The following is a 21,313-nucleotide window of genomic DNA, read 5'->3' as shown; positions in this document are numbered from 1 at the left end:
ACCACCCATGCACCACACCCGGACCGCCGAACTGCGTACCCTCGGCGACCACACCTGGCAGAACCACGCCGCCTGCCTCTCCACCCCCGACAACCCCGTCGACCCGGAAGTCTTCTTCCCGGAGCCCGACGAGATGGACCGCATCCGCGCCGCCAAGGCCCTGTGCCAGCAATGCCCGGTCAAGCAGACCTGCCTGGACGCCGCGCTGGAGGCCGGTGATCGCGACGGCATCCGAGGCGGGATGACCGAGGAGGAACGCGACCCGCTGCACCGCAACCTCCCCCGCCGCCTCGACTACGCCCGGGTCAACGCCACCCTCGCCGGGCGCGACATCCACCTCACCGATGCCGAGCGCCGCGCGGTCACCCGCGCCGCCTACCAGGCCGATGCCCCGGCCGAACGCCTCGCCTGGCTGCTGAAGATCTCCGACGAGCACGCCGACAAGCTCTATCGCAAGGTCCGCCGCGAGATCCGCAACCGCTCCTTCGAGCATGAGCGCCAGGGCCAAGGGCTGACCGAGGTACCGCGGTCCTCCAGCTGCGACGACCTCGGGACAGCTGCGTGAACGACACCGACGCGATACCGGTGCACATCACCGGCTGGGACCGCGCCGCCATCATCGCCCTGGGTGCCGCTGGGTGCGCGCTCTCCTACGACGCTCTCCAGCAGATGGCCGTCGCCATCCATATCCGAGGGGTCCTGACGTGGATCTTCCCCCTCGTGATCGACGGGTTCATCGGCTACGGGGTGCGAGCCCTGCTGGTGATGCGCAGCGCGTCGCTCGCCGCCCGCTGCTACGTCTGGGCGCTATTCGGCACTGCCACGGTGGCCAGCATCTGGGCTAACGCTCTGCACGCCGTCCGCCTTAACGATCAGTCCGATGGCGGAGGGCTGCGGCTTGGGGACGTCACGGTCGGCGTCCTGTCCACGCTTGCCCCGCTGGCCCTGGCCGGGGCCGTCCACCTCTACATCCTTATCGCCCGCCGTGCTGCCGCTCCGTCCGGTCACCCCGCGGTCCCGGAGACCTCGGTCATGGCGGGTGGAACCTTGGACACCTCGATCGGTGAGGACACCGCCCGGCCGGTCACCGGCCACCGGGCGCCCGCGCTGTCCGCCGGTGTCCCCGATCACCGTGCAGTTGTCCACCCAGGACAGGACCCTCCTGGCGAGGACCGCCCGGCCCCGACCGCTTCGGCGCCTGGCCCGGACGACGAGCCTGAGACGGCGGACCTGGCCACCGCCGGTGAGACGGACGAACTGCTGCCGATCGCTCGCCGCGCGGTCACCGACACGGGGAAGCTGACCCGCAAGGTTGTCGCCGACGCCATACGAGGACAAGGGCGCCCGCTGTCCAACGACCGGCTGACCGAGCTGATGCAGCAGCTCCGTGCCGAGGCGGACAAGCAGACACTCTGCCCCACCGGCTGACCGCGCGAAGCCACCCGGTGGACACCCCATCCGGTCACTCCGGACACCGCGAGCGGGGTGTCCGCCCCGCCGGTCAATTCACTCGCCTCCAGCTACTTCTGCCTCCGCAGAGGAGACCTCGCCGTGCGTACCACGCCACCCACCAATGACGAGATCGACGCCTGGCTGGCCGTCCTGTCCGCTCATGGCCACCTACACCGTGCGCAGTCTGGTCCGGACGAGAGCTGGACGGTGTGGCGAGCACCGTCGAGCCCGCCTCGCACGCTGCACCACCCGGTTCTCGCCCTCGACTACATCGCTGAACTCCTCCGCGAAATTCGGAGAAGCACTTCCCCGGTTCGGCCCGTGAGCCACCGACGCTGATACCTCTCACGCTTTAGTCCACTCCCCGTCACGAAGGAGACGTCATCATGCCCACCACCGGCCTGCACACCGCCCCACAGATCGGCGCCATTGATGCGCAGCGCGTGGAACAAGCTCTGCGCGTCCTGGCGCGGAAATGGACCACCTGGATCATCCAGACGCTGCCTCAGGGGCGAACTCCTATGCGGGGATGCGACATCGCCAGGGCACTGCCGTTCATCGCCAACCCGTACCCGATGCTCAACGAGATGCACACCGCTGGCCTGGTCACACGAATCGGTGACCACACGGACGTTTCTTACCAACTTACGGCCCGTGGCGACGCCCTCACGTCGGTTCACCGAGCTCTGGAAGTGTGGTCGCATGCGCACCTCACGCTCGGTGAGACGGCTTCTGCCGAACGTATTGAGGACGCCGCACGGCGTTTGCGCCTGCGCCAGTCCACCGCCACGGTCTGCGCTCTCGACGCGATTGGCCCCGCATCCCAGCTCGACATCGCCCATGAACTGCACCTGGGAATCGGATATGTGGGAAGGAGGCTGGCCCGGCTGCAGCACGACGGCCTGGCCACCCGGACGGGATCCCATCATGGTGCCTGGTACCTACTGACCGAGGCGGGCCGCGCGCTGGGCCCTGTATACGCCGCGATCGAGTACTGGAGCCAACTCGATTTGCGGGACCAGGACGGTGCACGCTGACGATGACCCAGCCACGTTTCTTGGACACCGCCCACCAGGGTCCCCCCGACGACCACCCGCCACGAGGCCGAGCAAGCTATACCTTGCGTAACACTCTCGCCGGACAAGCCGCCGAGCGAGTTTCACAAGGGCATGCCCCCGTCTCCGGTGGGTCGGGGGAGGCCCGGCACCAGGGGGCGCCGAACCTGGAGGCTGCGACCGAGGGCGGATCGCAACCGGGGGAGGAGAAGCCGCCGCGTGCAGTTGCTGCAGCGCACATGCGTCCGCGGATGCGCCAGTCCCAGCGACGCGACCGCCTGCGCAGCATCCGCCTGACCGCCGACGAACTCGCTGACGTCCAACGTGCTGCTTCCACCGTGGGTCTGCGGGTCGCGGGGTTTCTCGCCGATGCCGCCGTCGCTGTCGCCCGAACTCAGGAAGGGCCGCAGAGCTGGTTGATGAATCAGCGTGCCCTCGTCGAGGAGTTGATGAACGCCTCCGCCCAGCTCGCTCGCGTCGGCAATAACCTCAACCAGGTGGCCCGCTCGTTGAACTCCGGCGGAGAGGCTCCGAATGCGGAGGACGCCATTGCCCTCGTGCTGCGAGCCGCTGCCCGGGTCGAAGGCGCCGCCGTCGAGATCGCGAAGCGTTGACGCGGTGGTGCCCGACATCTCTCTCGGCGGCCGCACGTACGGCCTGCTTGCCTACCTCTACGGTCCAGGCCGCCGCGACGAGCACACCGACCCGCACCTGGTCGCTTCCTGGATGCCAGAGCTGGCACCCGACCCCGGCCGGGACCCGGAGGCGACGCTCAAGCAGCTGACCGACCGGCTCGACCTTCCCGTCCAGGCCGTATCCGAGCACCGCCGCCCGGCGCGGCATGTGTGGCACTGTCCCGTGCGCACCGATCCGGGGGACCGGCACCTGTCGGACGCGGAGTGGGGAGAGGTCGCCCGTCGCGTCGTGCACGCCACCGGTATCTCCGAAGAGGGCGACGACCGAGCCTGCCGTTGGATTGCCGTGCGCCACGCGGACGACCACATCCATATCGTTGCCACACTGAAGCGCCAGGACGGGCGTGCCCCGCGCCGCCACAACGACTTCTCGCGCGCGCAGGCCGAATGCCGAGCGATCGAAGCGGACTTCGGTCTCAGGGAGCTCAATGCCGGTGACGGTACGGCTGCCCAGCGGCCCACCAGCGCCGAGCGTTCCAAGGCCGAACGCGCGGGCCGCAGTGCGACCTCTCGCGAACTTCTACGTGACCACGTCCGCCAGGCCATGGCCGGAGCCGAGGGCGAAGCCGAGTTCTTCCGCCGACTGGCCGAGGCAGGGGTGCGCATCGAGCGTCGCCTCGCCCCCTCCGGTGACGTGCTCGGCTACAAAGTCGCCCTGCCCGGCGACCGCAACCGCGCAGGTGAGCCGATCTGGTTCTCCGGCTCCCGTCTTGCCCCCGACCTCTCCCTCCCTAAGATCCGCCGACGTCTCGGCCCTCAAGACGAAGCCGACGATCCACCAACCCTCGACCATCCGCGTGGCGGCCGGGGTCCGGCGCAGGCCCGCCGCGAAGCCACCGGCATCCTCGACGCCCACACCACCATCGCCTTCGCCGACGGCAACGAAGATGAAGTCGCCGCACAGCTCTCCGGAGTCGGAGAGGTTCTCGACGCACTCGCCCAGACCTCTCCGGCCTCCACCCGGCAGCAGGTGACCGAAGCGGCCCGCACCTTCGAACGGGCCACCCGATGGCACACCCGGGCCGAACGCGCCGACGACCGAGCTGTCCGCTCTGCCGCACGCGGCATTATCCGAGCTGGCGACGCCCTGGGACGAGGCGAGGACGGCGGCGCGACCGCCATGCTCCTGTCCACCCTGGTCGTGGCCGCCGTCGCCGCCGCCCGCTGGCACTCCGCCCGCCAGCATGCCCAACAAGCAGCCGCAGCGAGGCAATCCGCCGACCAGCTCCGGGCGGCCTACCGCACCGCTGCGACCACACCGATGCGCGCGATGCGGGCGCAGGGGCGCCGCCTGCCCGAGCGCGTGCGAACACGTCACGTCGGCACCATCGAAGCCGCTCTTCCCGGGCGCACCGGCAGTCTTCGTCGCGAGCGCGGTTGGGATGCCCTGGTCGCTACCCTCGACCAGGCCGAGCGCGCCGGGCACGACCCCGAAGCCCTGCTCCAGAAGGCCGTCGGATGGCGCGAGCTGGACACCGCCGACCGCGTCACCGACGTCCTGGTCTGGCGGCTCCGCCGCCTCGGACGGCTCCCCGCGGACCCGTCACAGCGCCGCGCCGATACACGAATCACAAAGCAACAGCCCCAGCCACCAAGGACACACCCCGCCACACCGACGCGGAATCCCGCCTCGGCCGAGCACCGACCGAGGCGCTGAAGACGCGGCACAAAAGTCTGGACGACACCCGACCTCGCCTGTTAGGGCTGGTCAGAGGAACACAAGGAGCCGATGCGCATGCCCACAGAACAACTCCAGCAGCCCAGAGCCCCCCTGCCGACGTCCGTCGACGACCCGTTGCCGCGGCTGCAGACAGCGAGCGGACCGGATGACTCCATCCGGATACAGACCACCACCCACGCAGACCCGATCACCATCACCGGCATCACCGTGATGTGCCCGAAGTGCGGCGCCCGCCGCGACTGGCTGGTCATCTGCGACCGCCGGAACCAGATCTTCCTCCGCTGTCGCTGTGCCCATGAGTGGCACGAGCCCGAGCTGACCCGGGCCGACTTCGACGCCATGGCGGGCGAAGGTGGCCAAAAGTGCCCGAGCCTTGAAGCAGTCGCCCGGGCCGTCGGCTACGACGGCACGCTGGCCGGTACCTATCTCCCCGATGATCTCAATGCTGGCACGTGCGGGTAACTACACCGGCGGCGGCGCGACCGTCACGTCGGCGACCCAGATCGCTGGGCTTAGGCATGGCCGTACCAGTGTCGCCGATTGATTCCTGTGGCCTGCGACCGTCGCTCCGGACAACCGTCCTCGTTGGTCGTCATCGGTCTCCCTTGGACGGCCCACAGACGGTCCGGTGGCCAGCGGATCGCCCCGGGCAGAGAGCGACGTGACCTGGTCGCCCGGCGGGTCATTTCGGCGGCGTTGTCAAAGCAGCGCGTGCAGCAGCGATGAAGTCGCTACGGCGGGCCACAGCTGTGTCATCGGCATCAGCAAGGGCTGACCAGGCAGGGTGCTCATCTGGTTGAGGGCCTGTCCTGAGAGCGTTCAGCACGTTGCTATGGGCACTCTGGTAGTCCAAGACGGCAGTGAACAAGGCCTGCGCCCGCTCATCGACTTCATCTGGACCAAGCATCAGCAGACCATCCCGGCTCTTACTCATCTCATCGATGCGCTGCAAGACATCACCGGGCAGGTAGAGCGGTGCAAAGTCGTAGGTGTCGGCGTCCACCCGACCTGCATCCAGTTGGTCGGAGACGCCTACGATCTCGCCGCTATAGCGTTCCAGTACCTTCAGGCAAAGGTCCACTGAGTGTAAAAACTCGACATAGAGCAGTTGTCTCTGCTGCCGGAGCCACAGCAGATGCTCGTTGGCCCCCTGGTCACGCACCTGTCGGCGACCAGCTCGGTAGGACAGTACGCCGCTCAGCATGACGCCAGGAATGCCGATCGCTGCTGCCCAGATTGCAGCTTGCCCTTGATCCATGCCTCATCTTCAGCCGTCGGGCTAACCAGAGCCAAGCCGCGGTCAATGAGAACTACCGTGGGACCTCGACCTGGTTGAGCTGCCGTGGCACCAGGTGCGCGTCGATCCCGACAGGTGCGCCGAGACGGGCCGACACCTCCGTAGCGTGATCGGACGTCGGGTACCAGCTCAGTAGAACGAAGCCGTCAGGTACATCCGCTCCGTGCCGCGAGAATGCGTGTTGCCGCCAGCGATTTGGCATTCGTGCCTGGTGCGGGAATCATCGCCCAGCGCGCCGCCGTAAACGAGGCTGGCGGGGAGCGATCCGGTGACGATTCCTGTCCGTTCCCCAACGTTGGGTGAGCCCGGCTACTTAGGGGATCTGAGTACCCGGGACGATCCCCTCCATGCCCCGCCTGCGGTTGGGTGAATCGAGGAATGAGATATCGAGCATGGTGGCGCGAGTGGAGCGTTCCCTCTCGATGATTGCAAATTGAACAGTCGAAAATGCAGATGCAGTTCGCTGTGCTGATGCGTAGGATCACTTCACCGCAACACGACAAGGGGGAACCGTGAAGCACGTCCGAGTCATTTCCAGCATCGCTCTCGCTGCGCTCACGCTACTGCCGCTGACCGGCACTGCGTCCGCTTCCGAGTCGTCCAAGCACTCCCCGCTCAGGGCTTACCAAGTGACCATCACCGAGCATTCCAAGAGCTGGGTATCCTCGAAGGGTAAGGCTGAGCCCGAAACGAAGACGGCCAGCGCGGCAACTCATTTCTTCACGCCGCAGGACCCCGACTACAGGGCCAACAGTCAGTATGGCCACTTCACTGCGCAGGTGAAGTACGGATCCTCCAACATCCGGTTCATGTGGAGTCACAAGCTCAACCGGAGGACGGCAGGTGCTGCTACGGGGCCGATGAATGAAGTCGCTACGGCGACACAGAACGGGCGGCAGTTCGGCTACCGTGACACGCATCGGAGCGTCCCGGCCAACTACACGATCCATTCATCCTTCAAGGCCAAGACCGCACACTACGTCCTCAAGTCGACAGACAAATTCCCCATGGCCGGTAACCGAACCCGCACCATCAACACAGTGTTCGAATTCACGATCACGCTGATCTGACCAATCGGCGACGAGTTCACTCGGACTCCATGGTGACGATGGTGCCTCGCCTACGTGAAGATGGTGCAGTTCCTACAGGAGAAGGAGGCGGGGTTGTCCAGAATCGAAGGGCTCGCCCAAAAGGTGCTGCACGACCTTCACTGGGCCGGTGTTGCCGAGCAACCAACTACCACGTACGCCGTGGCCAGCACAGAACGGTACGTGGACGTGCTGGTATCCGACAGCTCGGGCATGGGGGTGGGGTTCTCCGTCGACGTCAGCGGAACGGATGCGAGTATCCTCTACCAACTCGCCGACAGAATCCCGGACGCGTATGTCGAGCTCTACTCCGTGGGCCTTCCAGCGGTTCCCGGTAGTCATCGGCCAGCCAGACCTCGCCTGACACAAGGCGAGGTCATCTGGGAAGACCCTGATGAATCGGGCACCTGGCAATGCCGAGTCGGTGCTTACCCGGGAACAAGCACCGGCAGTTCTCCCTTCGCCTGAACTGCCTAGCGAAGGCCGACACTGGCAGTGCCGCGGGCGGCGACAGATGTGGCCCTCACCGACGGGGGATGCGGTGAGGGCCATGTCAGCAGGTGGCTGTACGACGGCAGCTACCTCGGCCCGGCAGCTGTGCTGCTGCGGCAGGTCCTAGTCGCATCCACAACGGCGCGAGCGCGCCGATGGCGTGGTGGATCTGGTTCGCGGGGGCGGGGCCGGAAGTGGGGGTTCTGCATGGTGGTTCTCCGGAACGAATGTGGATGCGGTGGTCGGGGGGGAGGTGGCGAGGAGCTGACACGGTCCGTCGTCGAGGTGGTGGTGCGGCCAATGGCCAACCGGGCGAAGGCGGGGTCGCCGACGCCGCCGGAACTGGCGAGATGGCGCAGGGAAGCGTGGTAATCGCGTCACTGCGGGGCATCCGGGTCGTAGGGCATGGGCGTCATTCGGGGAATCTGGTCAGCGCACGCGGCGACGGCGCTGCTGCTGTACGGGGTCGGCAGCCGAAGGCGGGGTGGCCGCCTCCGTACGGGTGCTTGCGGCGGGGGTGGAACGGGCCTTGGCGGCCTGAGTACGACGCTTATGCGTGGGTGATGTGTGGGCCGCGGCCTGGCGTTCGCGTTCCAGGCGGCGGGCGGCACTGCGGTAGGCGGCGTGGTCCTGCCGCTCGCCCACGGCCAGGAGGTAGATCTCCCGGTCGTGCTGGGAGGAGGCGGGAGCGTCCCGATATTGGATGACCAGGCGCCAGCGCGTCTCCGGATCGACGTAGACCTTGTGACAGCCTGCAAGTTCACGCTCGAGGGCAGCGCCGCGCTCGTTGCCATGGACCAGGTGCTGTAGCTCCAGCAGGGATAGGTCACGGATGCTTTCCGGGGCATTGCGGAGATCGGCGAGCGCCTCCGGGTGGGCGGCGAAGGCGAAACGGGCCCGACTCACGAAGGCCCCCTTCGCGTACGTCCCTGGCTCGGGGCCGGAGCCAGCGCGGCGGCCGGGGCGGATGAGCCGTGACTGGCGGCGGCACCGGCGGGCGTGCGGGCGGCGGTGGCCCGCCGCTCCAGCGTGCTCGCAGGCGCCGAGGCCAGCGGCAGCGGCCGGTCCTCCAACCGAGAGGTAGGGGCATCGGCCGGGCGCGGGCCGGGAGTGTGGCCCAGCTCGCTCGCCGCACGGGGGAAACTTTGCGAGATGAGCCAGTTCCGTACGAGCGGGACGGCGGGCCGACGGGTGGATTCGAAGATGAAGGTGCGCTCGCCAGGATCGCGCTGGACGTGCATGCTGACGTACCCCGCCCTGCGGGGGACACCCCAGATGGCGGCGCGGTCGTAGAACAGCAGGAAGCTCTCGTCGGGGGCGTGGCGCGCGGCCAGCCTGGTGTACATGTCGTCGGAGAGCGTCGCGTGCATGAAGTCGTGCTCGACATGGTCGGAGGCCGCTTCGAAGCGGACGATGCGGTAGCCCGGAGCCTTCATGCCGCATCCCTGTACGCCGTGGGATCGGGGGCTGGCAGCAGACGGTGGTTGGGCCGCGTAGGGCTGGTAGTGCACGCGCTGAACGGGCCGTCTGGCGCGCGTAGTTGCAGCAGGGCGGGGTCGAGGTGGTCGCGGTGCCACATGGACGGCCCGCTGAGCCCGGCCTCGGCGTCCGTGAACTGCTGCCAGGCCAGCCACAGCGCATGCAGACGGGCCACCGCTTCGGGGTGTTTGGTCCACTGCGCGCACCACGGTCGGGTGGAGGTGATCTCGCGTCCGTAGACCGGCAGCAGCAGGTCCTCCACCCAGACCTTCAGCGCCGCCAGCTCCTCGGCGTATGCCTGTCCGGCCAGCGCCAGGACGAAGACGGAAGCAGCCTCGGCCGGGCCGCTCTCGCTGATCGGAGGCGTAGCGGTTTCCCGGCCGGGCCTTTCCTCTTCGCCGTCGGGCGGGGACGGTTCCTCGTCGGTGAGCCGGGCGAGGGTCTCGGCCTGCTTGCGGGAGGCGGCGACCAGACCACTGACCGTGGAGACGAGGTCGTCCAGGTCATGGTCCGGTATCCGCACTGGCTCGTTCTCGTCGACGGACTCCGGCATCGACATCCCCTTCGTACTCGGGTGTTGGGGCGTCGAGAATCCGGAGAAAAGAGAGTTTGGCCCGGCCGGGAAGCCAGGTGTAGAAGGGCGGCTCAGCCGCCGGAGCGGTGGCGGCAGGCGGCCGTGGGCGGAGCGAGGATCCGTGGTGCCCTCACGGCCTGCTGCGGTACGACACCGTTGCCCAGCGCCGTCAGTTGTCACGGGGAACTCCTTCGGGAACGCCGGGCATAGGTAGCGGGCGCAGGCCTGGTCGTGCTTGGCGGGGCCTTGTGCTCGGCGCGAGGTGCGAGGCTGCGAGCCCGTGCTGCGGCGGCACGGGCCGGAGGGGGTACACCCGACGCCTTCGTGGTGGCCTCATCCGGTGCGGGTCCAGCCTCGGTGGCGGCCCGGCGTCGGCTGACCTCGTCGAGCGGGACGAGGGCGTACAGGGCATGGCTGATGAGCTGGCCGGGAGCGAGTGCGTCGTTCTCGGCCAGGCCGCAGACCTGCCGGGCGGAGGTGGCGGCCGTGCGCAACAGGGAGGAGTCGAGGACCTGCTCGCCGAAGTATTCGGCCGAACCCGCGAAGGGGACGTGGCAGATGTGACGCACGCGCTCGGCATTGAGTGAGCCGTCAGCGAGTGCGCCTCGGCGCTGGCACTCCCACAGAACCGTCAGTTCGTCCACGGGCTCGCCGCGGTGCTGCAGTGCTCCGAGCGCGCGGTAGATCTGCCGGTGCCCGGGATCGGCGAAGTCGCCGGGGTGGAGCCAGCCGATTACCTGGGAAAGTTGGTCGGGGTGGGCAGCGAGCGCGCCGAGGAGGAACTGCTCGTCGGCCAGCGCCCGCTCCCCGCCCTGTCGCGGAGCCGTGGCTGTAGGGCCTGAGGTGGTGTGCTGGTGCGCGGGCCGGGGTTCGGTCCCCCAGCTGCGGGCGAGGTCGTCGAGCACGTCGTGCAGGACCTGAGCGTGGTGCAGGGTCTCAGTGACGCCGCTGCCGCGGGCGGTGTCGGCGCGGGCGGCTTGGTGAAGGCGGACGGCGTGCTGAGTGACGCTGCGATGAATGGCACCTTCAAGCACCATCCGCCCGTAGACCGGCGCGTGCGCCGGGCGCGGACAGACGGAGACCAGCGAGTGGACGTATGCGGTGGTCACGCCACGCGTGCGGGTACTTGCCCCCTGACGAACATCGTTCAGCCAGGACAGCGGGACCGGCGTGTCCGGCGGGGGCTTCGTCGCCGGGTGGCCGCCGTCGCGGAGGGTGAGCATCGCGGCGTAGAGCGCGGAATGCGCAGGCCGGTAGAAGTGCTCGGGTCGCAGCCATCCGGACAGACGGCCGAGCTGGCGTGGCTCCAGCAACACCGCCCCCAGGACCGCCCGCTCGGCTTGAAGCAGCGGCGTCACCCCAGCCCCTGGTCGGGCTCATCGCGCACGAGCTGGGCGACAGCACGGTTCGCGGCGTCCATGTCGGCCGCCAGAGAGCCCAACTCCTCTGCGAGCGCGGGGTCGGCGGGGACGGTGCCGCTGGGGGCGACCAGCCACCAGCGCTCGCTATGGCGGATGGCGGGGCTGTCGGCCAGTCCCTCGGAGCAATGGGCGGTGGCCCGGGACGGTTCGGGGCAGGTCATCAAGCACCTCGACGCGAGGAAAGATCGGGTGGAAGGACGTGGTCGCGAAGCCCGGTCGTCTCGTCGGGGTGCTGTGGAGCCAGGCGGTGATCATGCGGCTGGCCCGTACTGGTCGGGGCCGGGCCGGTCTTTGGCCAGGGCGCGCTCGGTGATGGCGGCCGTCGCCTGCTTCGAGGCGGCGCCGAGCCGGTCGGCGTCCGGCTCGCGGTACCAGGGCTTGAGATCCAGCAAGGCCGGACGGACCCCGGTCGCGAGCAGCAGCGCCGACCCCTTGGGCAGAGCCCGGATCGCGTCCGGCGGAAGCACACGCTCCTGCCGCATGCTCACGGAGGAGGACTTGCCGGACTCGCTGGAGGAGACCGAGAGGGTCCGCACGTCGTGGTCCCCGGCCAGACGGGAGAGCTTGTCGGCGAAGTCCGCGTCATCGATCCCGGAGCCGATGAGCTTGATCGTCGCCGCGCTCCAGAGGGCGTCCATCCCGGTCTCGCCCCATACGCGCTGGCCCTGCCGGTAGGACTGCAGGATCGTGATCGGGATGACGCCCCGCGAGCCCAAGTGGGAGTACAGATCGGGCAGGTCCTGGATTTTGCACACGTTGGCGGCCTCATCCAAGATCGCCAGCAGGGGCGGATCGAGGCGCCCACCATCGCGCTCGGCCTGGATGACGGCCGCCCGCATCACCGCGTCGGCAGCGGCGGCGATGATCGCCGACGCGCTACCACCACCATCCTTCGACAGCAGGTAGAGCGTGTCGGTACTGCTGCAGAACTCCTTCGGCTTGAACTCCCGCAGTTTCGTTGCGCCTTGGGGCGGGGTGACCCAGGCGGCGATCTGCGGATCGAGCAGGCAACTCGCGTACTGCCGCGCGTTCTCGAAGATGCCGTCACGAGTCTCCACGGCTCCGGCGACGGTGCCCTGCAACTGGGCGGCCACCGCATCCAGACCAGCATCGGTGAGCAGATCGATCGGCGTCCGGTCGGCCGGGGACGCGAGCCAGGCGGTCACCTCGGTGACCGGACGCCCACCCCGCGCAGCCGCAAGGAACAAGGCCGTCAAGGTGTTGGCGGCGGCAGTGGACCAGAAGTCCCCAGCGCTGGACTCGTCGACCGAGGCGGTGACGAAGTGCTGCGCCAAGCGGCGGGCTCCGGTCAGATCGTGGGCATCGGAGAGAATGTCCCACCACATCGTCTGCTCGGCGTGCGCGATCTGCTGGGGGTCCAGCGTCCACACGGTCCCCACCTTGGCGCGCTCATCGAGCGTCGCGGTGAAGGCGTCCTTCGCTGCCTTGTTGGAGGTCAGCAGCACCGGACCGGGCGCGCGGAGGATCGCGGGTATCGCGAGGCCGGAGGTCTTGCCCGACCGGGGCGCCATGATGGCGAGGAGGACGTCCTCCCAGGAGGAGCGGACCTCCGCCGAGCCCGGCTTCAGCGAGCCGAGCAGTACCCCGCGATCGTTCGGGGCGATGTTCTTGGGTTTGGTGTCCTTCAAGCTGGGGCGCAGGCCGGTGGCCTTCGCGGCAGCCTTCTTCGGCAGCAGATCACCCAGGTCGCTGTGGTCGGCGAGGCCCTGCCAATTGGTGCGAAAGTACAGCCACAGCTTCGCGCCGAGCACGGCGGCCGCGAGCAGCAGCACGGCGGGAATGGCGTAGCAGCTGGTGAGCAGGGCGGGCCGGGAGAGGTGCGGCCAGAGAACCTCGGGGTGGAAGAGGGCCTGAGTCGGTTCAAGCGGAGCCCACGGCCCGCTGCCCACGGCGGCGTTGGTGAGGTTGCCGAACAGCCAGGCCAGCGAGCCACCACCGATGCCGAGGGCGGCGAGGCCGAGCAGGAGATAGAGCAGGACGTCCGTACCGGTGGTGGTCGAGGGCGTCCTGGTTCGCGCAGCAGACAAGACGAATTCCAGAGACGTGCGGGAGTGAAAAGGGAGACGGCGAGGGCGAGGGAGGCTCTGCGGGCATTCATGGGCGGACTCCTAGCGGTGACGGCGGACGTACGGGGTGCGCTCGACGAGTACCTGCGCGGTGGCTGGGTCGGGTACGTCGGCGGCCGGGCTCGCGGCGCCCGGACGGCGTTGTGGGGCGGTGGCGTAGTAGCGGGCAACCTGGTTCTGCCAGCGGGCGGCAGGGGGCGGGTCGAGATCCCGCATCCGGTCGCCTGCGTCGTGCAGCTCGTCGCTGAGCGCGGTGAGCGTGGCGCCGGCGTCTTCGAACTTGTAGGCCAGCTCCCAGCCTTCGTCGGTCTCGGATTCCTTCGCTTTTTCCACGGCGGCCTCGAAGAACTGGCCGAGCTGGGCGAGCACACCGTCGGCCTCGTCCAGCACGTGCTCGGCTGTCTCGGCAGCCTCGTCGTACGTCGTGGCTCCGGCGAGTTGGTCGGTCAGCGTGAGGATCTGGTGCCCGAAGGTGCGCTTGCCCACCGGGTCGGTGGGCAAGCGCGGGGTGTCGGGTACGGACGGCACGGGAATCTCCGGGGCTAAAAGTGGGGGTTCTCGCTGGGGCGGTCGGCCTCGCTGGCGGCCTCCAGCAGCTCAGGCAGGTCCGCCGGTTCGGCGTCCCTGTTGTCGATCCACCACCCGGCTCGGGTCAGCGGCCGTACGGACTCCTCGATGGCCTCCCACTCGGCCTCGTCCATCTCGCCTTCGAGGACGAGAGCGGTGTAGGCAGCGGCCACGAGCTGATGGCGGCAGCGCGTGGCCCAGCCGACCGCGCGCTCGCTGCCATCCAGCGGCGGCATCCGGTACTGCTCGGCCCACTCCTCGGCCTCGGCTGCCTCCTCGGCGCGCTTCTTCGCCAGCCACTCGGCCTTGGACTCGGAGTCCTGGTCCCGAGAGGCACGCCAGCACTCGTAGCAGTCACGGGAGGCGAGCCAGCGCGCTTAGCTAGCACGCCGGTCAGCGGAGCGGTCGGATAGATCGGCCTGTGTGGTGTGGCCGCAGGCGTGGTCGATGGGCCAGATCTTCTTCACGGGCATGGAGCAGGCTCCTTTCAGCGGGTGTGGCGATTGGCGGGCGGCAACGGGGCAGAAGGAGCCGAGAGCGGGAGGGTGATTTCCTGGGTGCCCCCTGACTCATGTCCTCAGCTCCATCACCGCGCCCATGAACTCGTCATGGAGGGAAGTGACCAGGTGCGTGATGCTGCGCAGGTGAAGGGCCATATTCCGGCCCTCGTCGGAGTCGAGGCAGCTGCACCAGGCGGTTACGGTGCCGACGAGGTGCGGTCCAGTTCTCCAACCACGCCGATGCCCTCGTCCATCGCATCCCGGATGACCTCGGCGACCTCGACGGGGTCGCGCAGCTCGCGGTCCTCCCGGGCAGCGCGCCCGCGGACTGAACGGTTTCGGGCCCGGGCCTGTCACCGTCCGGCGGCACCACGGCGCGGGGGTCGGCGGCAACCGACAGTCCCACGTCCTGGAACTCACAGGTGGCGGAAGCCACCGTTCTGGACCGCCGCGTTGTGCGGAAGCAGATGCACATCCAGCTCGGCGTTGTACTCGAAGTGGTGCTTGCGCAGGACCTCATCGAGAAAGGGCCGGTCATAGGCGATGGCAGCGGCGATCCCGAAGTCGGTGGTGCGGCCGAAGGCGACATCGGGCTCAAGCTCAAAGGACACAAGAACGTTTCTCCTACCGGTGGTGCGCGGGTTGCCGGGCGGCAGCCGGTCCGGTCCGGTACGCGCTCTCGATGAGCGAGCCGCGCTGCGAGGCTGCGGTGTCCGAGCGGGTGGGCGAGGTGGCGGCCGCTGCTTGGCCCCGTCGCTGTTGGGCGGAACTCGTCACAAGGGGTAGCTCCTTCGGCGGCGCGCCGGGCAGTGGCGGACGCTCGCCGGGATGGAGGTCGTAGGCGGCATCCGCGCTGACGTTCTGGTGCGCGGCCCGCAGCGACTGAACCGCGAGCTGGACGCGGCGTACCGGATCACGGTGTGGTTCGGGCAGGGTGTAGAGGCGGCTGTCGGGGAGGCGCTCGAAGCCGACCCGGCGCAGCAGGTGGTCGGTGACGTGGTGATCGTGGGAGGGGGCGGCCACGAAACCGGCATGGGGGTGGTGGCCGATGGTGATGTGCGGAGCTTCCGTCACGAGTGCTGCACCTCTCTCGGTCGGGGGCGTGGTGGCGACGAGGGTCCACCAGGAGGCGGAGTTTGGTGGTGCCGGAGATTTCCGCTAGCGCGTCCGGTAAGTCCTCTCGGGGCCGGACTGCGCGGGTGCCGACGGGCCGGTGGCGGGTGTGGACGCGGTGGGGGCGGCCGTGGTCGTGGAGCGGGCGCGGGCGGCGTCGGCCTGAGCCGTGCGGGTGCGGCCGGTGTCCGGACGTGCGCGGGCCGCTTGGTCGATCTCGACCAGGACGTCGGCGTTGGTGGCAAAGGTGATCGCGTAGTGCCACCCCTCGGCGTTACGCAGGATCTCCGCCCTGCGCCGGAACTCGGGGCCCCGGGGATGGTCGCGGAGAATCATCTCGTTCGCGTACTCCCAGGCAGCGCGCTCCTGTCGGCCCCCCTGCACGGCGTCACGCAAGGCCGTGAGCTGTGACCTACGGCGATCGATGGTCTCGAAGTCAGGGTCCTCATAGTCCTGGTGGAGGGTACGGAAGTCCCCTTCGGCCTGGGCGAGCAGCTCGGGCCCGTGGCCGAGGAAGGGCTTGAAGGCGGCCCAGGCTTCGGCGTCGCGCTGGTTCTGGCGTACGTAGTACCGCTCGTCGAGCGGCTCGGAGTTCTCATCGCACAGGCCCTCGGAGACGGCGTCCCAGTCCTCCAGGGCCTTGCGCCCTCGCGCGGCGGCCTCCGGGATCACTGCGAGGAGGGACTCGCGGGTGGTCGGATCGAGAGGCATCGTGGATTCCTTCGCATGGTCGGGCAGGCGGCGCCGCTTCCGGTGTTGGGCACCGCCCGCTTGGCCTTCTGGCTGGTCAGCCGTGCATCCGGGCGTCGGTGTCGAACAGTTCGCGCTCGCGGGGGTGGAGGAGGTGCTGGGTGATGAAGGAGCGGCCTGCGACCTTCCACAGGCCGCGTCCCTTGGTGAGGGCGGAGACGGCCTGGGCCTCGATGCCGGTCAGCCCGAGCAGGGAGGCGACTGCGGCGAGTTGGTCTGCCTCTTGGCGGTAGATGATCCGCGTGGAGCAGTCGGTGAGCAGGCCCTCCGCCAAGGCGCGGCTTCGGGAGCCCGCGTCGCCTGCGGTGAGCAGGTCGCTCAGCCGGTGGATGATCATCATGTTGGCGATGCCGAGCCCTCGGGAGAGCTTCCATTGGGACTGCATGCGCTCCAGCAGGGCGACGTGGCGCATGACGCGCCAGGCTTCGTCGTAGATCACCCAGCGCCGTCCGCCGGTGGGGTCGGCGAGTGCGGATTCCATCCACGCGGAGGCGCAGGTCATCGCCAGGACGAGTGCGGTGTCGTCGCCTGCGCCGCCCAGGCGGGACAGGTCGATGGACAGCATCGGGGCGCTCGGGTCGAAGGCGACGGTCGACTCGGCGTCGAACATCCCGGCCAGGTCGCCGTGCACCATCCGCCGCAGGGCGTGCGCGAGGTCCTCGGCGGCGTGCCCGAGGCGGCCGGAGGGCTCGCCGAGGGCGGCGTCGAGCTGCTCCGGCGTGCCGAGGACGTGCGCGATCTGCCCCAGCAGCGGAGTGCTCCCGCTGGTCTCGGCCTGTGCGACGACTTCGTCGAGGGCGACGTCCAACGCGGTGTACTCCATCGGATGCAGATCGCGCCGCAGCACCGTCTTGGCAAGCGATCCAAGGAGGAGAAGGCGTCGCTTGCGGACCTCGCTACGCCAGTCCTGCTCACTGATCCCGCTCGGCCGCGCCGGGGCATCCAACGGGTTGAGTCGTCCGGGCAGGCCGGGGCCCAGCGCGATGGTCTGGCCGCCCAACTCCCGGGCGACGGAAGTCCACTCGCCCTTCGGATCGCACGGCACATAGATCTGATAGTCGAAGGCGACGGCACGGACCGCGAGGGACTTGGCCACGGCGGACTTGCCCATCCCGATCACCCCGGCGAGCAGGATGTTGGGGTTGGTGAACCCGTCGAGACGCCCGTAGAGCGAGAACGGGTCGTAGCAGAAGGCGGCTTCCGCGTGGACGTCCCGGCCTACGTAGATGCCTTGTGCGCCGAGGCCGCCTTCGGCAAGGAAGGGGTAGGCGCCGGAAGCGGTCGCGGTCGTCATGCGGTGAGCGGGCAGCTGGAGACTGCCACCCCGGGCCGAGGCAGAACCCGGACGGCCTCCTGCGGGATAGGTGGCCCGCAGCTCGGGGTCGACGCCGGAATACGCGGGACGAGGCTCGGGATGGCTGGCGTGCCGGGCCTGGTGGCGGGCGGTGGCGAACCTGGCTCGCTCGGCACGTGAGGTGCGGCGGTTGGTCTTGCGGGGGACGAACAGTGGGCTCGCGGTGGCGCGGGTGCGTATCGAGGGGGCCATGCCGGGGCGTGCTCCTGGTGGTCAGTGGCGGATGAGGCCGGTGAAGGGGTCGCGCAGATCGGCCGGTGTGTGATCCCGCCGGACCCGGACGGAGGTGGCCAGGTGGCGCTGGCACACCGTGAGGTCGGGTGTGCCCTCGGGAAGCCGGGTCCGGCACGCCTCCCGGGCAGGTGGGCGGCCGGTGTCCGAGTGCGGGGCCGCGTGGAAAGCGGAGTGGAGGTGGTCGGCTGCCTGCCACAGCCGGATGCGGCAAGCCCGCAGGTGGTCGCCTTCGACTTCGGCCACAGGGGTGGTGCGGGCGGTGTGCGCGTCGATTAGCCCGTAAAGGGCGGCCAGGTGCGCGTGCAGGGAGTCCAGCTCCGCGCGGGAAGCCGCGATGGGGGCGACGGGCATGTTGATCGCCCGGTGGAAGTCGAGCGCGGCGGTGGCGAACGGAATGAAGTCCGAGGCCGCATCGGGCAGGGAGTCGGTCGGCATGGGGAAGGGACCTTCGGTCGAGCGTGGCACAGGGGGGCGGGCGGGTTGGTTACGCCGCGAGGGCGAGGGGCAGGGCGGCTCGGGTGAAAGCTTCGGCCTGCTGCCAGGTCAGCCGCCGCAGATCGGTCATGGTCGAGACGGCGGCGGTCTCGATCGCGGCGCAGGCGGAGGTGAGTGCGTCCTCGGAATCGGCGCTGACGGTCAGCAGCCCGGTGAGAGCGACATCCGCGTGTCCGGCGATCAGCTGCCGTTCGCGCTCCTTGACGTCGGCGTACTCCACGGCGTCCTCTTCGGAGTCGACCTGGCCCTTGCGGGCCCGCTCGGCAGCATCCGCGATGATCGACGACTTCTTGCGCCGCACGTCCCTAAGCGCGGAGTCCAGCCCCTTCGGGGTGTAGGTGAGGGAGAGCGTGCGGCGCACCCCGGAGGTGAACAGCATCTGGTGCAGGAAGCCCGGGCTGGTCTCGGTCCGGGGCCAGTTCTCGACCCAGTACGTCGTGTGGTGCGCGGAGTCGGTCTGGACGCGGTCGCCCTTCTCCACCAGGACCACGGGACCGGCGGCAGCGGGATCGGCCTGCGGGCGTCCGGTCTCGGACCACCGGTCCAGCGCGGCAGAGGACTGCGGATCGTAGGCGGTACGGATCACCGCCGCCATCTCGTATACGGACGCCCACGGGCCGGGTGCCAGCCCGGCGTCACGGGCGGCCTGGTCGAAGGTGGAGGTGAGCTGGCTCAGCACGGAGAAGGCTCCCGTGAGCCCGCCACCTGCCTGGTTGATCAGACGGCGGGCGGCCTTCATGTCGAGGGCGAGTGCGACGTACGCCTCGTGCGGCGCGGCAGCCGGTCCGGCGGCGTCCAGCAGATCGCGGTAGACGGCCCCGGCCAGCGGGGTCTCGGCGTTCCCGTGCTCGTGCCAGTACCGGTTGAGGGCGTCACCGCTGTCGGGGACGGTGCGCTCCAGTACCTGGATGCGCGCGACGTGTCCGGTGCGGGCGAGCGCGGCCAGCGTGCGGCCCCAGCCGGTCACGTTGGCGGACTGGGCGCCCGGGTCGAGCAGCGCGAAGGCGCGGGCCGAGACGCGGACCACAGCGGTGAGAGTGCCCGCATGCGGGTCGTGGACCGCGCCGAAGCGGCCGTCGGGGGCGGTGACGGCGCGGAGCGAGGCGGCTGTACCGGGCAGGTGCAGCAGTCCCTCCCGGCAGGGACGGGTATCGGCCCGGGCGAGCCACACCAACTGGCCCTTCGCACGCCGCAGTGCGTACCGGATGGCGACCGGCGCCCAGTCGGCCAGCGATCGTCCGCGGTGTCGCACGAAGACGGCCGCCAGCAGCAGGGCCCACAGCGGTATCAGCTTCAGCGCTCCGACGACGCCGGAGGCGAGCAGGACTGCGAGCAGGAGCAGACCGGTGATCGCGACACCGAGCAACTGCGGCACGGTGAGCCCCATCAACACGCCCCGGCGCGTGCGATGCGGGAACTTCACGGTGGCCGGGCCGTCGGGCTGGGAGGTCTCGGAGAGCATGACAGGGCCGTCCTTGAAAGCGGAGGAGAAGGAAGAGAGAAGGGGGGACGGGGGCGGTCGGGCGGGGCCTGAGCCCGCCCCCGTCAGGTGAGGCTCTAGGAGCCGGAACCACTCGGCCGGTTGCGGTAGATCCACCGCTGGGGCGTGGCACCGCCCTGCGGAGGCGGACCGCTGGATGGCGGTGGCCCGTCCGCCGAGGACGGCCGGTGCATCGTCCCCGTCGACCCATCGGAGGCGCCCTGCGGGGTGGGAGCGGAGGAGACCGGCGCCCCCTGCGCACCACCGCCGGCATCCGAACCCGTTCCCTGACCCGGCCGACGGATGAGCGGCTGGCCCCGGTCACCGTCGGTCGGGGGACGGCGGATAAGAGCCCTGCCCTTGTCGCCGGAGGCGTTCGGGTCCTCGCCGAAGCGGAAGTGGGTCTGCTTCGGCTTGCCCTGGCCGCCACCGGAGCCGCCACTTGGGTCGATCCCCGAGGCAACGCCCCCGGCACCCTGACCGGGAACCTTCGACGGTCCCTGGGGTGCCATCCCGCCGGTCTTGGCCTGCATCGCGACGTACCCCGCGGTCTTCGCCGCCCCGGCCGCCGTGCCGAATCCGGCGACGCCGGAGCGGTGCAGGTCGTCGTGCCCACCGCCGTCGGCGGCCCAGTGCACGAACTTGTACGTCGCATACGGGCAGAGCAGAACGAGGACCATCACGACCAGACCCGCCATGGCGTCCGAGAGCGCGGCCATCCCGCCGTCGGAGTCGGACTTGCCCATCGCGGAGACGCCGAGCAGGAAGACGATCGTCATCAGCAGTTTGGAGACGATCAGAGTGGAGGTCGCCTCGATCCAGCCGCGCCGCCAGCGCTTGGCGACCTCCCAACCCCCGCCAGCACCTGCGAAGACCGCGAGCGTGACCAGCACCAGGATCGCGACCTTGCGGGCGACCATCACGGCCCAGTACAGGAACGCCCCGACCGCGCACCCGAGCGCGACGAACGTGGGGATACCCCAGCCCAGGCCGTACATCCTCCCCAGCTCGTTCACCTTGATCACGCGGCGGATTGCGTCATCGACAGAGCTGTTGGCTGCCTGGAACAACCCGGCGCTCAGCGCATCGACGACGGTGAGGGCGACGGTGGTGCAGGCGATGGCGGCGAAGGCGAAGAAGACGCCGACGATCGTTCCGAACGCGGCCTGGGCGAGGGCGCGTTCATCCCTTCGCCAAGCGGCCCGGGTGAGCTGGAGACAGAACGTCCCCACGGTGAGCACGAGCCCGATGGGCAAGACCAGCTCGTAGTTGTGGCGGAACCACTCGGCGTTCAGGTCGACGGCTGTCGTCTCGTCCACACCCTTGGACGCCAGGCCGGCGGCGGACTGGGCGACCTCGCCCATGCTCTTGGCGATCCAGGCGCCGATGCCGTCCGTGATGGCTTCGCCGGTCTTCCCGGCCACGCCACGCACGGCGCCGCAGACCGAGTTCATCAGAGGGAGGTCACAGGCTCCCATCGGACACCTCCTTCAGCAGAT

Annotated in this window: 23 protein-coding genes and 1 pseudogene; 8 read left to right on the top strand and 16 right to left on the bottom strand. The window is 69.3% G+C overall.

Annotated elements, in window-relative coordinates; translation table 11 throughout:
- The first annotated feature begins 7 nt into the window (after positions 1-7).
- The 6 genes from ACWC5C_RS38435 (at position 8) to ACWC5C_RS38410 (ending at position 5,345) form a co-directional block, all read left to right on the top strand.
- Positions 8-565 (top strand): WhiB family transcriptional regulator, encoded by a 558-nt coding sequence (locus ACWC5C_RS38435; protein WP_450883374.1) that lies wholly within the window; start codon positions 8-10, stop codon positions 563-565.
- Positions 562-1,428 carry a DUF2637 domain-containing protein gene (locus ACWC5C_RS38430; RefSeq protein ID WP_450883372.1) on the top strand — a complete coding sequence of 289 codons (867 nt, stop codon included), beginning with the start codon at positions 562-564 and terminating at the stop codon, positions 1,426-1,428. Before ACWC5C_RS38435 ends, ACWC5C_RS38430 begins: the two co-directional genes overlap by 4 nt.
- A gap of 410 nt (positions 1,429-1,838) precedes the next feature.
- Positions 1,839-2,489: a winged helix-turn-helix transcriptional regulator gene (locus tag ACWC5C_RS38425; RefSeq protein ID WP_450883370.1), complete on the top strand. Its 651-nt coding sequence runs from the start codon at positions 1,839-1,841 to the stop codon at positions 2,487-2,489.
- A 269-nt stretch (positions 2,490-2,758) separates the two neighbouring features.
- A complete protein-coding gene (locus ACWC5C_RS38420) occupies positions 2,759-3,121 on the top strand; it encodes a plasmid mobilization protein (protein WP_450883368.1) in 363 nt (120 codons plus the stop codon).
- A gap of 4 nt (positions 3,122-3,125) precedes the next feature.
- On the top strand, positions 3,126-4,859 hold the full coding sequence (locus ACWC5C_RS38415; protein WP_450883366.1) for a relaxase/mobilization nuclease domain-containing protein: 1,734 nt from the start codon (positions 3,126-3,128) through the stop codon (positions 4,857-4,859).
- 78 nt (positions 4,860-4,937) lie between these two features.
- On the top strand, positions 4,938-5,345 hold the full coding sequence (locus ACWC5C_RS38410; protein ID WP_450883364.1) for a hypothetical protein: 408 nt from the start codon (positions 4,938-4,940) through the stop codon (positions 5,343-5,345).
- 220 nt (positions 5,346-5,565) lie between these two features.
- On the opposite strand, the gene ACWC5C_RS38405 is transcribed toward ACWC5C_RS38410, so the two are convergent.
- Positions 5,566-6,141 carry a hypothetical protein gene (locus ACWC5C_RS38405; protein WP_450883362.1) on the bottom strand — a complete coding sequence of 192 codons (576 nt, stop codon included), beginning with the start codon at positions 6,139-6,141 and terminating at the stop codon, positions 5,566-5,568.
- A 551-nt stretch (positions 6,142-6,692) separates the two neighbouring features.
- Here ACWC5C_RS38405 and ACWC5C_RS38400 point away from each other — a divergent pair.
- Both ACWC5C_RS38400 and ACWC5C_RS38395 read left to right on the top strand, forming a co-directional pair.
- Positions 6,693-7,250, top strand: a complete 558-nt coding sequence (locus tag ACWC5C_RS38400) for a hypothetical protein (RefSeq protein WP_450883360.1) — start codon at positions 6,693-6,695, stop codon at positions 7,248-7,250.
- 60 nt (positions 7,251-7,310) lie between these two features.
- The gene (locus ACWC5C_RS38395) at positions 7,311-7,736 is read left to right on the top strand and encodes a hypothetical protein (protein WP_450883425.1); all 426 of its coding nucleotides are present in this window, start codon (positions 7,311-7,313) and stop codon (positions 7,734-7,736) included.
- A 453-nt stretch (positions 7,737-8,189) separates the two neighbouring features.
- Here the strand turns inward: ACWC5C_RS38395 and ACWC5C_RS38390 are convergent, their stop codons facing one another.
- The 15 genes and pseudogenes from ACWC5C_RS38390 to ACWC5C_RS38320 form a co-directional block, all read right to left on the bottom strand.
- Positions 8,190-8,666, bottom strand: a complete 477-nt coding sequence (locus ACWC5C_RS38390; protein ID WP_450883358.1) for a hypothetical protein — start codon at positions 8,664-8,666, stop codon at positions 8,190-8,192.
- Positions 8,663-9,196 carry a hypothetical protein gene (locus tag ACWC5C_RS38385; RefSeq protein WP_450883356.1) on the bottom strand — a complete coding sequence of 178 codons (534 nt, stop codon included), beginning with the start codon at positions 9,194-9,196 and terminating at the stop codon, positions 8,663-8,665. The genes ACWC5C_RS38390 and ACWC5C_RS38385 overlap by 4 nt, the downstream gene beginning before the upstream one ends.
- On the bottom strand, positions 9,193-9,798 hold the full coding sequence (locus ACWC5C_RS38380; RefSeq protein WP_450883354.1) for a DUF4913 domain-containing protein: 606 nt from the start codon (positions 9,796-9,798) through the stop codon (positions 9,193-9,195). The genes ACWC5C_RS38385 and ACWC5C_RS38380 overlap by 4 nt, the downstream gene beginning before the upstream one ends.
- Before the next feature lie 191 nt (positions 9,799-9,989).
- Positions 9,990-11,171 (bottom strand): DnaB-like helicase N-terminal domain-containing protein, encoded by a 1,182-nt coding sequence (locus ACWC5C_RS38375; protein ID WP_450883352.1) that lies wholly within the window; start codon positions 11,169-11,171, stop codon positions 9,990-9,992.
- Entirely contained in the window at positions 11,168-11,395 is a 228-nt protein-coding gene (locus tag ACWC5C_RS38370) for a hypothetical protein (protein ID WP_450883350.1), read from the bottom strand. The genes ACWC5C_RS38375 and ACWC5C_RS38370 overlap by 4 nt, the downstream gene beginning before the upstream one ends.
- A 90-nt stretch (positions 11,396-11,485) precedes the next feature.
- Positions 11,486-13,282 carry a type IV secretory system conjugative DNA transfer family protein gene (locus ACWC5C_RS38365; protein WP_450883348.1) on the bottom strand — a complete coding sequence of 599 codons (1,797 nt, stop codon included), beginning with the start codon at positions 13,280-13,282 and terminating at the stop codon, positions 11,486-11,488.
- A gap of 81 nt (positions 13,283-13,363) precedes the next feature.
- Positions 13,364-13,849 carry a hypothetical protein gene (locus ACWC5C_RS38360; protein ID WP_450883346.1) on the bottom strand — a complete coding sequence of 162 codons (486 nt, stop codon included), beginning with the start codon at positions 13,847-13,849 and terminating at the stop codon, positions 13,364-13,366.
- A 14-nt stretch (positions 13,850-13,863) separates the two neighbouring features.
- Positions 13,864-14,361 (bottom strand): annotated as a pseudogene (locus ACWC5C_RS38355) (hypothetical protein).
- A gap of 443 nt (positions 14,362-14,804) precedes the next feature.
- Complete coding sequence (locus ACWC5C_RS38350; RefSeq protein ID WP_450883344.1) at positions 14,805-14,999, bottom strand: hypothetical protein; 195 nt, start codon at positions 14,997-14,999, stop codon at positions 14,805-14,807.
- Positions 15,000-15,012: 13 nt separating this feature from the next.
- Positions 15,013-15,462, bottom strand: coding sequence for a hypothetical protein (locus ACWC5C_RS38345; RefSeq protein ID WP_450883343.1), 450 nt, complete (start codon positions 15,460-15,462; stop codon positions 15,013-15,015).
- Between the two features lie 84 nt (positions 15,463-15,546).
- Entirely contained in the window at positions 15,547-16,212 is a 666-nt protein-coding gene (locus tag ACWC5C_RS38340) for a hypothetical protein (RefSeq protein ID WP_450883341.1), read from the bottom strand.
- A 76-nt stretch (positions 16,213-16,288) separates the two neighbouring features.
- A complete protein-coding gene (locus ACWC5C_RS38335) occupies positions 16,289-17,797 on the bottom strand; it encodes an ATP-binding protein (RefSeq protein ID WP_450883339.1) in 1,509 nt (502 codons plus the stop codon).
- Positions 17,798-17,818: 21 nt separating this feature from the next.
- Positions 17,819-18,274 (bottom strand): DUF6238 family protein, encoded by a 456-nt coding sequence (locus ACWC5C_RS38330; RefSeq protein ID WP_450883337.1) that lies wholly within the window; start codon positions 18,272-18,274, stop codon positions 17,819-17,821.
- Positions 18,275-18,323: 49 nt separating this feature from the next.
- A complete protein-coding gene (locus tag ACWC5C_RS38325) occupies positions 18,324-19,796 on the bottom strand; it encodes an SCO6880 family protein (protein ID WP_450883335.1) in 1,473 nt (490 codons plus the stop codon).
- A 95-nt stretch (positions 19,797-19,891) separates the two neighbouring features.
- A complete protein-coding gene (locus ACWC5C_RS38320; protein WP_450883333.1) occupies positions 19,892-21,292 on the bottom strand; it encodes an SCO6881 family protein in 1,401 nt (466 codons plus the stop codon).
- Between the last annotated feature and the right edge of the window lie 21 nt (positions 21,293-21,313).

The sequence above is a fragment of the Streptomyces sp. NPDC001700 genome (assembly GCF_053596435.1).
This window is presented reverse-complemented; position numbering and strand designations above follow the sequence as displayed.